Genomic DNA, 13,893 nt, shown 5'->3' with positions numbered 1-13,893 from the left:
ACTTATTATTTAGTTGCTTTTTTCTTGTTAGCAACAGTTTTTCTTTTACCTTTTCTTGTTCTAGAGTTGTTTTTAGTTCTTTGTCCTCTTAACGGAAGACCAGATCTATGACGGATACCTCTGTAACAACCAATATCCATTAAACGTTTGATGTTCAAAGAAACTTCAGAACGTAATTCTCCTTCAATTTTGAATGCTCCAACAGCTTCACGAATTGCTCCGATCTCGTCATCATTCCAATCTTGAACTTTTTTGTCTTGGCTAACTTGAGCTTTTTCTAAAATCTCAATAGCTCTACTTCTTCCTAATCCAAAGATATAGGTAAGTGCTATAACACCTCTTTTATTTTTTGGGATATCTACCCCTGCTATTCTTGCCATAATTATCCTTGTCTTTGTTTAAATCTAGGATTCTTTTTGTTTATTACGTACAATCTCCCTTTTCTACGCACAATGATGCACTCGGGACTTCTCTTTTTTACTGATGCTCTAACTTTCATAGTGAATATCCTTTAATATCGATAAGTAATTCTTGCTTTTGACAAATCATAAGGACTCATTTCTAGTTTCACTTTATCACCAGGTAATAACTTGATGTAATGCATACGCATTTTACCAGAAATATGAGCAATTACAATATGTCCATTTTCTAACTCTACACGGAACATCGCATTTGATAATGCTTCGATGATTGATCCGTCTTGTTCTATTGCTGATTGTTTTGCCATATAAAAATTAAGCTACTGCTTTTCTATTTTTACCAGTCTTCATTAAACCATCATAATGTTTGTTTAACAAGTATGAATTGATTTGCTGAATAGTATCTATCGCAACTCCAACCATAATTATTAATGAGGTACCTCCAAAAAACATTGCCCAAGATTGTTGTACATCCATAATACTTACAACAATAGCTGGGAACACAGCAATCAAAGCAAGGAATAAAGATCCTGGGAAAGTTATTAAAGACATCACTTTATCAAGAAAGTCTGAAGTTTCAGCACCCGGACGAACGCCAGGAATAAAACCACCACTTCTTTTTAAATCATCGGCCATTTTGTTAGTAGGTACAGTGATTGCAGTATAAAAGAATGTAAATACAATAATTAAAGTTGCAAATACAAAATTGTACCAAAAACCAAAAATATTACTAAATGCTCCAACAATAGATTGTGATGTATCTGATTTAGACAATCCAGCTACAGCTGCAGGAATAAACATAATTGCCTGAGCAAAAATGATTGGCATAACTCCAGAAGCATTAAGCTTAAGAGGAATCCATTGTCTATTACCACCTGCTAAATCCTGCTCGTAATCTCCAGTTGTTGTACGACGAGCGTATTGAACCGGTATTCTACGTACTGCCATTGTAAGCAATACACAAGCAATGATTACTAATAACCACACAATAATTTCAATAACTAACAACATTGGACCTCCATTGTTATTGGTAACTCTAGTTGTAAATTCTTGTATAAAAGCTTGCGGTAAGCGAGCTAAGATACCAACCATAATCAATAATGAAATTCCATTTCCAATACCTTTATCTGTAATTTTTTCTCCAAGCCACATAGCAAAAATAGTACCAGTAACTAAGATGATAACAGAAGAGAACAAAAATTCAGGTGAATTAAAGCCTAGTAAGAATGCACTTCCAGGTAATGTTCTGTATAAATTATAGATATAAGTTGGACCTTGAACCAGTGTAATAGCTATAGTCAACCAACGAGTGATTTGATTAATCTTTTTTCTACCACTCTCTCCATCGTTTTGAAGTTTTTGCAAATAAGGAATCGCAATTCCCATTAACTGAACAACAATAGATGCAGAAATATAAGGCATAATACCTAAAGCAAAAACTGAAGCTTTAGAGAAAGCACCTCCTGTAAACATGTCTAGGATAGATCCCAAACCATTTTTAGTTTGTCCCGCTAAACCTGTTAATTGAGTTGCGTCAATTCCAGGTAGCGTTACGTGTGCACCAAAACGATATACTAAAAGCAATCCTAATGTAATTAAGATTCTGTTTTTCAGTTCTTCGATTTTCCAAACATTACTTATTGATTCAATAAATTTCTTCATCTTAATAGATAAGTTATATAGTTACAGCTTCTCCACCAGCAGCTTCAATAGCAGCTTTTGCAGTAGCAGTAAATTTGTGGGCAGTTACTTTTAATTTTGCTTTCAATTCTCCTCTACCTAAAATCTTAACGATTTCATTTTTGGTAGCTAGACGATTTGCTACGAAATCTGTCATTGAAACAGAATCAGTAATTACACCATTGTCTACTAATAATTGAAGCGTATCTAAATTAACACCTTCGTAATCTTTACGATTGATGTTTGTGAAACCAAACTTAGGTACACGTCTTTGAAGCGGCATTTGCCCTCCCTCAAAACCAATCTTTTTAGAATAACCAGAACGAGATTTTGCTCCTTTGTGACCTCTTGCAGAAGTACCACCTTTTCCAGAACCTTCTCCTCTACCTAATCTTTTATTTTGATTATGTGTTGACCCTTCAGCTGGTTGTAAGTTACTTAAATTCATAACAGTATTTTGTTATTTAGCTTCTTCAACAGAAACTAAGTGTTTAACTTTGTTTATCATCCCAAGGATAGCAGGATTTGAATCATGCTCTACAACTTGTCCCATTTTACGTAGACCTAAAGCTTCCAAACCTCTTTTTTGAGAAAGAGGACAGTTGATTTTGCTTCTTACTTGTTTTACTAATAATTTAGCCATAATTTCCTTGAATTAACCTTTAAAAACTTTTTCTAAAGAAACACCTCTTTGTTTTGCAACAGTATGAGCGCTTCTCATTTGTAATAAAGCATCAAAAGTTGCTTTCACTACGTTATGAGGATTTGATGATCCTTGAGATTTTGATAATACATCGTGAATACCTACTGATTCAAGAACTGAACGAACAGCTCCACCAGCAATAACTCCTGTACCATGAGAAGCAGGAATTAAGAATACACGTGCACCACCAAATTTACCTTTTTGTTCGTGAGGAACTGATTGCCCATTCAAAGGAATTTTTACTAAATTTTTCTTAGCATCTTCTACTGCTTTCGCAATTGCTTCAGAAACGTCTTTAGATTTTCCTAATCCATGACCAACTACTCCATTTTCATCACCTACAACTACAATAGCAGAAAAACCGAAAGCTCTACCACCTTTTGTAACCTTAGTAACACGATTAACACTTACCAGACGATCTTTAAGTTCAAGACCACTTGGTTTTACCAATTCTACATTTTTGTATTTAGACATAATATATTAGAATTTAAGTCCAGCCGCTCTTGCGCCTTCTGCTAATGATTTAATACGACCGTGATACAAATATCCACCTCTATCAAAAGTGATGGTATCAATCCCGGCTTTTAACGCTTTCTCTGCAACTAATTTTCCAACAGCAGCAGCGATTTCAACGTTAGTACCTTTTCCTATTTCTTTTTCTCTTGAAGATGCAGCTAAAATAGTAACTCCATTTACATCATCAATAAGTTGAGCGTAAATTTCTTTGTTACTTCTAAATACAGATAGTCTTGGGTTAGCAGTAGTACCACTAATCGATTTTCTAATTCTGAATCTAATTCTCTGTCTTCTATCAGATTTTGTTAATGACATAATCTTATTTTTTAAGCTGATTTACCTGCTTTTCTTCTTAATACTTCACCCACAAATTTAACACCTTTTCCTTTATACGGCTCAGGCTTACGGAAACCTCTGATTTTCGCAGCAACCTGACCTAAAAGTTGTTTGTCAAATGATGTTAATTTAACGATAGGGTTTTTACCTTTTTCAGATATTGTTTCTAAAACTACTTCTGGAGCAACTTCTAAAACAATATTGTGAGAATATCCAAGAGCTAAATCTAATTTTTGACCTTGGTTTGAAGCTCTATAACCAACTCCAACTAATTCAAGTTCTTTTGTAAAACCTTCAGATACACCAATTATCATGTTATTGATTAATGATCTGTATAATCCGTGTTTTGCTCTTTGGTCTTTATGATCAGACGATCTTTCTAATAGAACTTGATCGCCTTCAACTTTAACAGTGATGTCCGAAAACTCCTGAGTTAGTTGACCTTTTTTTCCTTTTACCGTAACGATACCATCTTTAACTTCTACAGTTACTCCAGCAGCGATTACAATTGGGCTTTTACCTATTCTTGACATCTTATTTAGTCTTTAAAATTAGTATACGTAACAAATTACTTCACCACCTACATTTAATTGTTTCGCTTGTTTTCCAGTCATAAGACCTTTTGAAGTTGAAACAATAGCAATTCCTAATCCGTTAAGGATTCTTGGTAATTTGGCAGCACCTGCGTATTTACGTAAACCAGGTTTACTAATTCTTTGGATATCTTTAATTACAGGCTCTTTAGTATCTTTATCATACTTTAAAGCAATTTTGATTGAACCCTGAACAGAGTTGTCTTCAAATTTGTAACTCAAGATATAACCTTGATCAAATAAGATCTTAGTTATTTCTTTTTTTAGATTAGAAGCTGGAATTTCAACAACTTTGTGGTTTGCAGCCACAGCGTTACGAACTCTAGTCAAATAATCTGCAATAGGATCTGTATACATATGTATTTGATTGCGATTATGGTTTTCGGGAGATACTCATCTCCCGAACCTTTAATCAATTAAAATTATTTTTTGGTTTGCAAAAGTAGTAACTTATTGCGAGATTACCAAGATGCTTTTTTAACTCCAGGAATTAATCCGTTGTTAGCCATCTCACGGAAAGTTACACGTGAAATACCAAATTGACGAATATAACCTCTTGGTCTACCTGTTAATTTACAACGATTGTGCAAACGAACTGGTGAAGCATTTTTAGGTAATTTTTGTAATCCTTCAAAATCTCCAGCTTCTTTCAAAGCTTTTCTTTTCTCAGCATACTTAGCTACCGTTTTCTCTCTTTTCACCTCACGGGCTTTCATTGATTCTTTAGCCATGTCTTAATTCTTTTTAAAAGGTAATCCTAATTCAGCCAATAATGACTTTGCTTCCTTGTCTGTTTTTGCAGTAGTAACAAATGTAATATCCATTCCTGAAATTTTGTTTACTTTGTCAATATCAATTTCTGGGAAAATGATTTGCTCTAAAACTCCAAGGTTGTAATTACCTCTTCCGTCGAAACCAGTAGCTTTGATACCACTAAAATCTCTAACGCGTGGTAAAGCAGAAGTAATAAGTCTATCTAAAAACTCATACATTCTTTCACCACGTAAAGTAACTTTTGCTCCAATAGGCATCCCTTTTCTCAATTTAAAAGACGCAACGTCTTTCTTTGAAATTGTAGATACTGCTTTTTGTCCAGTGATCTTTGTTAACTCATCAACCGCATAGTCAATAAGTTTTTTATCAGATACAGCTGCACCAACTCCACGGCTCAAAACGATTTTTTCAAGTTTTGGAACTTGCATTACGTTTGTATATCCGAATTCCTCTTTAAGAGCAGAGATTACTCTACTCTTATATTCTTCTTTTAGTCTAGGTGTATATGCCATTACTATAGTACTTGATTAGATTTTTTTGAAAATCTTACTTTCTTATCTCCTTCTACTCTAATACCAACTCTAGTTGTTTCCTTAGTTTTAGGATCAATTAGTGAGATGTTAGATATTTGTATAGAAGCTTCTTTCTTAACGATACCACCTTGAGGGTTTTTAGCACTTGGTTTTGTATGTTTCGAAACCATGTTTACACCTTCAACTATCGCTTTATTTTTCTCACGGTAAACACGTAGAACTTTACCTTCAGCACCTTTATGGTCTCCAGCAATAACTCTTACGATATCTCCTGATTTTATTTTTAGCTTTATCATCTTAAAACGAATTAAAGCACTTCTGGTGCTAATGATACAATTTTCATGAATTGTTTTTCACGAAGTTCTCTTGCTACCGGACCAAAAACACGTGTTCCTCTCATTTCCCCTGCAGCGTTCAAAAGAACACATGCATTATCATCGAAACGGATATAAGAACCATCAGCTCTTCTCACTTCTTTTTTGGTACGTACAACAACTGCAGTTGAAACAGCTCCTTTTTTAACGTTACCGTTAGGAGTTGCATCTTTAATAGATACTACAATCTTGTCACCAACAGAGGCATACCTTCTTTTGGTACCTCCTAAAACACGGATAGTTAAAACTTCTTTTGCTCCCGTATTATCTGCTACTTTTAGTCTTGATTCCTGTTGTACCATAATTATTTAGCTCTTTCTAAGATTTCAACTAATCTCCAACATTTTGTTTTACTTAAAGGACGCGTTTCGCTAATTCTTACAGTATCTCCAATGTTACAGTCGTTTGTTTCGTCGTGTGCAACGTATTTCTTTGTTTTCAACACGAACTTACCGTATAATGGGTGTTTTACTTTTCTTACTTCAGCAATAACAATAGATTTATCCATTTTATTTGAAGTAACAACACCTATTCTTTCTTTTCTTAAATTTCTTTTTTCTTCCATCTTTCAGCAGAATACAATTATTGTAACTCTCTTTTAGTTAGCTCTGTAGCCAATCTTGCAACTGTTCTTCTTACACCTCTAATTTGAAGTGGATTCTCAATTGGAGAAATAGCGTGGGCCATTTTTAGGTCAGCATATATCTTCTTAGTTTGACTAAGTTTTTCTTGCAACTCCGCTGCAGAAAGATCTTTTATTTCTGATTGTTTCATAATATAATATAAATTATGCTTCGAAATCTCTAGCAACGACGAACTTAGTTTTTACTGGAAGCTTTTGAGCTGCAAGACGTAACGCCTCTTTTGCAACTGATAAAGGAACTCCTCCAACTTCAAACATAATTCTTCCGGGTTTAACAACGGCAGCCCAATATTCAACGGCACCTTTACCTTTACCCATACGTACCTCAAGAGGCTTCTTAGTAATTGGTTTGTCTGGAAATATTTTGATCCATAATTGTCCTTCTCTCTTCATAAAACGAGTTGCAGCAATACGCGCAGCTTCGATTTGACGAGATGTTAAGAACATTCCATCTTCATGTACAGATTTAATACCAAACATTCCATTAGAAAGTTCATGCCCTCTTTGAGAGTTACCTTTCATTTTACCTTTTTGTACCTTACGGTATTTTGTTCTTTTAGGCTGTAACATTTTTCTTTAGTTTAAAAATTTACTTTCGTTTACGAGCGTCTGGTTTTCCACCTTTATTAAAAGGTTTTCTATCTCCTCTCGGAGAATCGCCACCTTTACCACCACCAGTTCCAGATTGTTTTTTATCCATTCCTGCAAGTGGAGAAAGATCTCTCTTTCCATAAACTTCACCTTTCATGATCCATACTTTGATACCCATTCTACCATAAGTAGTATGAGCTTCAGCCAAAGCATAATCAATGTCAGCTCTGAAAGTTGATAGAGGAATTCTACCTTCTTTGAAACCTTCTGAACGCGCCATCTCTGCACCATTCAAACGACCAGAAATCAAAACTTTGATACCTTCAGCGTTCATACGCATAGAAGCAGCAATAGCCATTTTGATTGCACGTCTGTAAGAAATACGGCTTTCGATTTGACGAGCGATGCTTGTCGCCACAAGATAAGCATCTAATTCAGGTCTTTTGATTTCAAAGATGTTGATTTGAACCTCTTTGTCAGTAACTTTCTTAAGTTCTTCTTTTAACTTGTCTACCTCTTGTCCACCTTTTCCGATAATGATACCAGGTCTGGCAGTAGTGATAGTAACGGTTACAAGTTTCAAAGTTCTCTCGATGATTACTTTAGATACACTAGCTTTTGATAAACGAGCGTGGATGTACTTTCTGATTTTGTGATCTTCGGCAAGTTTATCACCGTAATCATTTCCACCATACCAGTTTGAGTCCCACCCTCTGATGATACCAAGTCTATTTCCAATTGGATTTGTCTTTTGTCCCATGCTGCTTAAGAATTGCTTTGTGTGTTATTGATAGCTCCAAGCACGATTGTTACGTGATTAGAACGTTTTCTTATTCTGTGTGCACGACCTTGTGGAGCTGGACGAAGTCTTTTCAACATCATTCCACCATCTACTCTGATCTCTTTAACAAATAACCCAGCTTCTTCTAAATTACCTTCACTATTTTTTTGCTCCCAGTTGTTGATTGCAGATAATAATAGTTTCTCTAATTTTCTTGAAGCTTCTTTAGAACTGAATCTTAAGATGTTAAGTGCTCTTTCTACCTTCTGACCTCTTACCAAGTCCGCTACTAAGCGCATTTTTCTAGGTGAAGTAGGGCAGTTATTCAATTTTGCGAAAGCAATAGACTTATTAGCCTCTTTTCTCGCATCTGCTGTTTCTCTTTTACGAACTCCCATTGCTTCTTATTTTTTACCTTTATTTTTTGCTCCAGCATGACCTCTAAAAGATCTAGTTGGTGAAAATTCTCCTAATTTGTGACCTACCATGTTTTCTGTTACGTAAACTGGTACAAATTGACGACCGTTATGAACTGCGATTGTTTGTCCAACGAAATCTGGAGTAATCATAGAAGCTCTAGACCAAGTCTTTACTACGCTATTTTTACCACTTTCTACGTTTTCCTGAACTTTCTTGTCTAACTTATAATGAACGAAAGGTCCTTTTTTTAATGAACGTGCCATATCTTATTATTTCTTTCTACGTTCTACGATATACTTGTTACTCGGGTTTTTCTTAGAACGAGTTCTATAACCTTTTGCTGGTATTCCATTTCTTGAACGTGGATGTCCACCAGAAGAACGTCCTTCTCCACCACCCATTGGGTGATCAACAGGGTTCATTGCAACAGGTCTTGTTCTAGGTCTTCTTCCTAACCATCTTGTTCTACCAGCTTTTCCTGATACAACTAATTGGTGATCTGAATTAGAAACAGCTCCAATCGTAGCCGAACAAGTTAACAAGATTAATCTTGTTTCACCAGATGGCATTTTAATTGTAGCATATTTTCCATCTCTTGCCATTAATTGAGCAAATGTACCAGCCGAACGAGCGATTACCGCACCTTGACCTGGACGTAACTCAATACAAGAGATAACAGTTCCTAAAGGAATTCTGCTTAAAGGCAATGTATTACCAATTTCAGGTTGAGATTCCGGACCAGAAACTAATTTCTGACCAACTTTCAATCCGTTTTGAGCAATAACATAAGTTTTCTCTCCATCAGCGTAAGCTAATAAAGCGATAAATGCAGTACGATTTGGATCGTATTCGATTGATTTCACTGTAGCTGGAATTCCTTCTTTTGTACGTTTGAAATCAATAATACGATATCTCTGCTTGTGACCACCACCCGTATAACGCATGGTCATCTTTCCTTGACTATTTCTACCTCCAGAGTTTTTTATCGGCGCTATCAAAGAGCGTTCCGGCTTATCAGTTGTAATGGCGTCATAACCATTCACAACTCTAAATCGCTGACCTGGGGTAATAGGTTTTAATTTTCTTACTGACATTTTTCTATCTTAGATATTGTTGTAAAAATCAATTGTTTCTCCTTCTTGTACTTGAACAATCGCTTTTTTAATTGCGTTTGTCTTTCCACTGATTAAACCACTTTTAGTGTATTTTGTAGTTCTGTCCGGTCTTACGTTCATCGTATTAACTGAAACGATAGTTACTCCATAAGCAGCTTCGATAGCTTTCTTAATTTGAACTTTGTTTGCTTTTTTGTCAACAACGAATCCGAAGCGGTTTAAAACTTCACTTTCTTTGGTTACTTTTTCTGTTACTATAGGTCTAATTATGATACTCATACTCCTATTATTTGCTTAAATTTTCTTCGATTAACTCCAAAGAACCTTCTAAAAGCACTAAATTATTAGTGTTTAAAATAGCGTAAGTGCTTAATTCTGAGCTAGTTACGACATTAGAAGCCTTTAAATTGCGTGACGACAAATATACATTTTTATTTGACTCTCCCAACACAAATAGAGATTTTTTATTTTCTAACCCTAAAGCTTTCAAAACGTTAATGAAATTTTTAGTGTTTGGCGCTTCAAAATTAAAGTCTTCAAGAACGATGATATTCGACTCTTTTGCTTTAATTGAGAAAGCTGATTTTCTAGCCAATCTTTTCAAGCTTTTATTCAATTTAAATGAATAACTTCTTGGTCTTGGTCCGAAAATTGTTCCACCACCTTTAAACAATGGATTCTTGATACTTCCCGCACGAGCAGTACCTGTTCCTTTTTGTTTTTTAATCTTACGTGTACTTCCTGTCACTTCAGCTCTTTCTTTAGCTTTGTGAGTTCCTTGTCTTTGATTAGCAAGATATTGCTTTACATCAAGGTATACAGCGTGATTGTTTGGTTCAATTGCGAATACTGAATCAGAAAGTTGAACTTTTCTTCCAGTATCTTTTCCGTTGAAATCTAATACTTTTACTTCCATTACTTCTGAATGATTACATAAGAGTTTTTATGTCCAGGAACGCATCCTTTAATAACAAGTAGGTTCTTTTCAGCAACTACTTTTAAAACTCTAAGGTTTTGAACTTTTACATTGTCTCCTCCCATTCTTCCAGCCATACGCATTCCTTTGAATACTCTAGATGGATAAGAAGAAGCTCCTACAGAACCTGGCGCTCTTAAACGGTTGTGTTGACCGTGAGTTGCTTGTCCAACACCACCAAATCCGTGACGTTTAACAACCCCTTGAAAACCTTTACCTTTAGATACACCTTGTACATCTACAAATTCTCCTTCAGCAAAAATAGAAACATCAATAAGATCTCCTAATTTTTGTTCAGTTGCAAAATCTTGAAATTCAACGACTTTTTTCTTAGCAACAGTTCCAGCTTTTTTAAAGTGACCTAAAGCCGCTTTAGTGGAATGTTTCTCGTTTTTGTCATCGAAACCAAGTTGCAACGCTTCGTACCCGTCAACACCTTTGGTTCTGACTTGGGTAACAACGCATGGTCCAGCTTCGATTACTGTACAAGGAATATTTTTCCCGTTTTCATCAAAAATGCTAGTCATGCCGATTTTTTTACCAATTAACCCAGACATAAATATTAATTATTAATTACTAAAATTCCCTTCAATTTGAAAATAACAAAAATTTCCAAACAGGGAGTGCAAAAGTAGAGATTAAAATCGAATATACCAAACAGTTATAAAAATTAAATCGCTCATAATCAAAATCAAACAATCAAACCTGCCGGCACTAAAACTTTATTTATTTGAAAAACCAAATTCCAGACTTTAACTTAGGAGAACATTATTCTTAACATTTACATAATCATCCACAAGAAAAACATCGGCATCACCCTAAACAAAAGAGATTTTGCTAATAAACAATTATTAATTTACAGAAACACCATCTAAAATTATCACCTCAAAAAAAATCTGCTAAACAAAAAAAGCGAAACATTTCTGTTTCGCTTTTTTATATAAAATATAAAAATAATTATACTTTTATTTCTACTTCTACTCCACTTGGCAATTCAAGCTTCATTAAAGCATCAATAGTTTTAGATGAAGATGAATAAATATCAATCAATCTCTTGTATGACATTACTTCAAATTGCTCTCTCGCTTTTTTATTAACGTGCGGAGAACGTAATACAGTGAAAAGTTTTTTGTGAGTTGGTAACGGAATTGGACCTGTTACAACTGCTCCAGTAGTTTTTACTGTTTTTACGATCTTTTCAGCAGACTTGTCTACCAACATGTGATCGTAAGATTTTAGTTTTATTCTGATTTTTTGACTCATTTTCTTAAGAATTAAGCGTTACCTTTTGCTTTTTTAATTACAGCTTCTGAAATATTAGAAGGTGTTTCTGCATAATGTGAAAACTCCATTGTTGAAGTAGCTCTACCAGAAGATAATGTTCTTAATGTTGTTACATATCCAAACATTTCTGATAAAGGCACATCAGCTTTAATAGTTTTAGCACCATTTCTGTCACCCATGTCATTCACCTGACCTCTACGACGGTTAATATCACCTACGATATCTCCCATGTTTTCTTCTGGTGTAATAACTTCCATTTTCATGATTGGCTCAAGAATAATTGCTCCAGCAGCTTTAGCTACTTCTCTATAACCCATTCTAGCTGCTAATTCAAAAGAAAGTGCATCAGAATCGACAGGGTGGAAAGATCCATCTGTCAAAGTTACTTTTAAACTATCCACTTGATAACCAGCCAAAGGACCAGTTTTCATAGCTTCACGGAAACCTTTTTCTACAGATGGAATGTATTCCTTAGGAACGTTACCACCTTTAACCGCATTAATAAACTGTAATCCTACAGGAACTTTACCGTCAACTTCGTCAGCTGGCTCAAGTGTAAATACGATATCACCGAATTTACCACGACCTCCTGATTGTTTCTTATAAGTTTCTCTATGTGTAGCAGTTCTTGTAAACGCTTCTTTATATTCAACTTGAGGCTCACCTTGGTTTACTTCAACTTTAAATTCACGTTTCATACGATCTACTAAGATATCTAAGTGAAGCTCACCCATACCTGAGATAATAGTTTGCCCTGAAGCCTCATCTGTTCTAACAGTAAATGTTGGATCTTCTTCAGCTAACTTAGCCAAAGCCATACCCATCTTATCAACGTCAGCTTTTGTTTTAGGTTCAATTGCAATACCAATTACCGGCGCAGGGAATTTCATAGACTCAAGAATAATTGGGTGTTTTTCATCACACAATGTATCTCCAGTTTTGATATCTTTAAATCCAACAGCAGCTCCAATATCTCCAGCCTCAATATATTCGATTGGATTTTGTTTGTTTGCATGCATTTGGTAGATACGAGAAATTCTTTCTTTATTTCCTGAACGCGTGTTCAAAACATAAGAACCAGCATCTAAACGTCCAGAGTAAGCACGGAAGAAAGCTAGACGACCTACGAATGGGTCAGTAGCAATTTTAAATGCTAAAGCAGCGAAAGGCTCTTTTACGTCTGGCTTACGCAAGATTTTAGTTTGATCTTCTTCTAATAATTCAGCATCATCAGGATGAATTCCTTCGATACCTTCCTTATCCATTGGAGAAGGCAAATATTTACAAACTGCATCTAACATGAATTGAACTCCTTTGTTTTTGAAAGAAGAACCAGCAATCATCGGGATGATAGCCATATCCATAGTAGCAGCTCTTAAAGCTTTGTTGATTTCTTCCTCTGTAATAGAGTTTTCATCTTCCATGAATTTCTCTAAAAGATTTTCATCGTAATCAGCAACTGCTTCAATAAGAATAGATCTGTATTCTTTAACTTCAGCTAACATATCCTCTGGAATTGGCACAATATCAAAAGTTGCCCCTTGAGTTGCATCATGCCAGATGATAGCTTGGTTTTTTACTAAATCTACAACACCTTTGAAATCATTTTCTTCACCAATTGGCAAAGTGATCGCAACAGCATTAGATTTTAACATATCACGAACTTGTTGACAAACTGCCAAAAAGTTAGATCCTTGACGGTCCATTTTGTTTACGAATCCCATACGTGGAACTCTATACTGATCTGCAAGTCTCCAGTTAGTTTCTGATTGAGGCTCAACACCATCAACAGCACTAAATAAGAAAACTAAACCATCAAGTACACGTAAAGAACGGTTTACCTCTACAGTAAAGTCAACGTGTCCAGGAGTATCAATAATATTAAAGTGGTATGGCAAAGATTCAGGCAAAATTTTACCTTGCTCAGTTGGAAAATTCCACTCACAAGTAGTTGCAGCCGAAGTAATTGTAATACCTCTTTCTTGCTCTTGAGCCATCCAGTCCATTGTTGCAGCACCATCGTGTACTTCACCAATTTTGTGTGACTTTCCAGTATAAAAAAGGATACGCTCAGTTGTTGTTGTTTTACCAGCATCAATGTGAGCAGCAATTCCGATATTTCTTGTATATTTTAAATCTCTAGCCATTTCTTACG

General features: G+C 35.3%; 26 protein-coding genes. All 26 read right to left on the bottom strand.

Translation table 11 applies throughout. From position 1 onward, the window contains the following. Positions 1-5: 5 nt before the first annotated feature. Positions 6-380 (bottom strand): 30S ribosomal protein S13, encoded by a 375-nt coding sequence (gene rpsM / locus EV143_RS09780; protein WP_056245953.1) that lies wholly within the window; start codon positions 378-380, stop codon positions 6-8. 2 nt (positions 381-382) lie between these two features. Next, on the bottom strand, positions 383-499 hold the full coding sequence (ykgO, locus tag EV143_RS09775) for a type B 50S ribosomal protein L36 (RefSeq protein ID WP_072945378.1): 117 nt from the start codon (positions 497-499) through the stop codon (positions 383-385). A gap of 12 nt (positions 500-511) precedes the next feature. Then, complete coding sequence (gene infA, locus EV143_RS09770; protein ID WP_007136545.1) at positions 512-727, bottom strand: translation initiation factor IF-1; 216 nt, start codon at positions 725-727, stop codon at positions 512-514. A 7-nt stretch (positions 728-734) separates the two neighbouring features. Then, a complete protein-coding gene (gene secY, locus EV143_RS09765) occupies positions 735-2,081 on the bottom strand; it encodes a preprotein translocase subunit SecY (protein WP_042565879.1) in 1,347 nt (448 codons plus the stop codon). Between the two features lie 13 nt (positions 2,082-2,094). Beyond that, positions 2,095-2,547 carry a 50S ribosomal protein L15 gene (gene rplO / locus EV143_RS09760; protein WP_133507761.1) on the bottom strand — a complete coding sequence of 151 codons (453 nt, stop codon included), beginning with the start codon at positions 2,545-2,547 and terminating at the stop codon, positions 2,095-2,097. Between the two features lie 12 nt (positions 2,548-2,559). After that, positions 2,560-2,742: a 50S ribosomal protein L30 gene (gene rpmD / locus EV143_RS09755; RefSeq protein ID WP_017495010.1), complete on the bottom strand. Its 183-nt coding sequence runs from the start codon at positions 2,740-2,742 to the stop codon at positions 2,560-2,562. 12 nt (positions 2,743-2,754) lie between these two features. After that, on the bottom strand, positions 2,755-3,279 hold the full coding sequence (gene rpsE, locus EV143_RS09750) for a 30S ribosomal protein S5 (RefSeq protein WP_085950926.1): 525 nt from the start codon (positions 3,277-3,279) through the stop codon (positions 2,755-2,757). 3 nt (positions 3,280-3,282) lie between these two features. Further along, a complete protein-coding gene (rplR, locus tag EV143_RS09745) occupies positions 3,283-3,633 on the bottom strand; it encodes a 50S ribosomal protein L18 (RefSeq protein ID WP_133507760.1) in 351 nt (116 codons plus the stop codon). 11 nt (positions 3,634-3,644) lie between these two features. Further along, complete coding sequence (rplF, locus tag EV143_RS09740; protein ID WP_056195281.1) at positions 3,645-4,187, bottom strand: 50S ribosomal protein L6; 543 nt, start codon at positions 4,185-4,187, stop codon at positions 3,645-3,647. Between the two features lie 18 nt (positions 4,188-4,205). After that, positions 4,206-4,604, bottom strand: coding sequence for a 30S ribosomal protein S8 (gene rpsH, locus EV143_RS09735; RefSeq protein WP_017495014.1), 399 nt, complete (start codon positions 4,602-4,604; stop codon positions 4,206-4,208). Between the two features lie 104 nt (positions 4,605-4,708). After that, on the bottom strand, positions 4,709-4,978 hold the full coding sequence (rpsN, locus tag EV143_RS09730; RefSeq protein WP_007803655.1) for a 30S ribosomal protein S14: 270 nt from the start codon (positions 4,976-4,978) through the stop codon (positions 4,709-4,711). A gap of 3 nt (positions 4,979-4,981) precedes the next feature. Then, positions 4,982-5,533, bottom strand: a complete 552-nt coding sequence (gene rplE / locus EV143_RS09725) for a 50S ribosomal protein L5 (RefSeq protein WP_017495015.1) — start codon at positions 5,531-5,533, stop codon at positions 4,982-4,984. A gap of 2 nt (positions 5,534-5,535) precedes the next feature. Then, positions 5,536-5,850 (bottom strand): 50S ribosomal protein L24, encoded by a 315-nt coding sequence (gene rplX / locus EV143_RS09720; protein ID WP_007803650.1) that lies wholly within the window; start codon positions 5,848-5,850, stop codon positions 5,536-5,538. 11 nt (positions 5,851-5,861) lie between these two features. Further along, a complete protein-coding gene (gene rplN / locus EV143_RS09715) occupies positions 5,862-6,230 on the bottom strand; it encodes a 50S ribosomal protein L14 (RefSeq protein WP_007803649.1) in 369 nt (122 codons plus the stop codon). Between the two features lie 2 nt (positions 6,231-6,232). Continuing rightward, positions 6,233-6,493 carry a 30S ribosomal protein S17 gene (rpsQ, locus tag EV143_RS09710; RefSeq protein WP_007803646.1) on the bottom strand — a complete coding sequence of 87 codons (261 nt, stop codon included), beginning with the start codon at positions 6,491-6,493 and terminating at the stop codon, positions 6,233-6,235. A gap of 17 nt (positions 6,494-6,510) precedes the next feature. Further along, positions 6,511-6,702, bottom strand: coding sequence for a 50S ribosomal protein L29 (gene rpmC, locus EV143_RS09705; protein WP_133507759.1), 192 nt, complete (start codon positions 6,700-6,702; stop codon positions 6,511-6,513). Positions 6,703-6,715: 13 nt separating this feature from the next. Continuing rightward, on the bottom strand, positions 6,716-7,141 hold the full coding sequence (gene rplP, locus EV143_RS09700) for a 50S ribosomal protein L16 (protein WP_007803637.1): 426 nt from the start codon (positions 7,139-7,141) through the stop codon (positions 6,716-6,718). A 19-nt stretch (positions 7,142-7,160) separates the two neighbouring features. Then, positions 7,161-7,922, bottom strand: coding sequence for a 30S ribosomal protein S3 (gene rpsC / locus EV143_RS09695; RefSeq protein ID WP_007803635.1), 762 nt, complete (start codon positions 7,920-7,922; stop codon positions 7,161-7,163). A 5-nt stretch (positions 7,923-7,927) separates the two neighbouring features. Next, positions 7,928-8,341, bottom strand: a complete 414-nt coding sequence (rplV, locus tag EV143_RS09690; protein WP_007803631.1) for a 50S ribosomal protein L22 — start codon at positions 8,339-8,341, stop codon at positions 7,928-7,930. A gap of 6 nt (positions 8,342-8,347) precedes the next feature. Continuing rightward, positions 8,348-8,626: a 30S ribosomal protein S19 gene (gene rpsS / locus EV143_RS09685; protein WP_012022488.1), complete on the bottom strand. Its 279-nt coding sequence runs from the start codon at positions 8,624-8,626 to the stop codon at positions 8,348-8,350. A 6-nt stretch (positions 8,627-8,632) separates the two neighbouring features. Then, positions 8,633-9,457, bottom strand: coding sequence for a 50S ribosomal protein L2 (rplB, locus tag EV143_RS09680; protein ID WP_059114053.1), 825 nt, complete (start codon positions 9,455-9,457; stop codon positions 8,633-8,635). 9 nt (positions 9,458-9,466) lie between these two features. Next, on the bottom strand, positions 9,467-9,757 hold the full coding sequence (gene rplW / locus EV143_RS09675) for a 50S ribosomal protein L23 (protein WP_007803621.1): 291 nt from the start codon (positions 9,755-9,757) through the stop codon (positions 9,467-9,469). 7 nt (positions 9,758-9,764) lie between these two features. Continuing rightward, positions 9,765-10,394, bottom strand: a complete 630-nt coding sequence (rplD, locus tag EV143_RS09670; RefSeq protein WP_065450855.1) for a 50S ribosomal protein L4 — start codon at positions 10,392-10,394, stop codon at positions 9,765-9,767. After that, entirely contained in the window at positions 10,394-11,011 is a 618-nt protein-coding gene (rplC, locus tag EV143_RS09665; RefSeq protein WP_007803612.1) for a 50S ribosomal protein L3, read from the bottom strand. Before rplC ends, rplD begins: the two co-directional genes overlap by 1 nt. Before the next feature lie 400 nt (positions 11,012-11,411). Further along, on the bottom strand, positions 11,412-11,717 hold the full coding sequence (gene rpsJ, locus EV143_RS09660) for a 30S ribosomal protein S10 (protein WP_007803605.1): 306 nt from the start codon (positions 11,715-11,717) through the stop codon (positions 11,412-11,414). Between the two features lie 11 nt (positions 11,718-11,728). Then, positions 11,729-13,885 carry an elongation factor G gene (gene fusA / locus EV143_RS09655; RefSeq protein WP_133507758.1) on the bottom strand — a complete coding sequence of 719 codons (2,157 nt, stop codon included), beginning with the start codon at positions 13,883-13,885 and terminating at the stop codon, positions 11,729-11,731. Positions 13,886-13,893 lie beyond the last annotated feature (8 nt).

The sequence above is a fragment of the Flavobacterium chryseum genome, from assembly GCF_004362015.1.
In the GTDB taxonomy this organism is placed as follows: domain Bacteria; phylum Bacteroidota; class Bacteroidia; order Flavobacteriales; family Flavobacteriaceae; genus Flavobacterium.
This window is presented reverse-complemented; position numbering and strand designations above follow the sequence as displayed.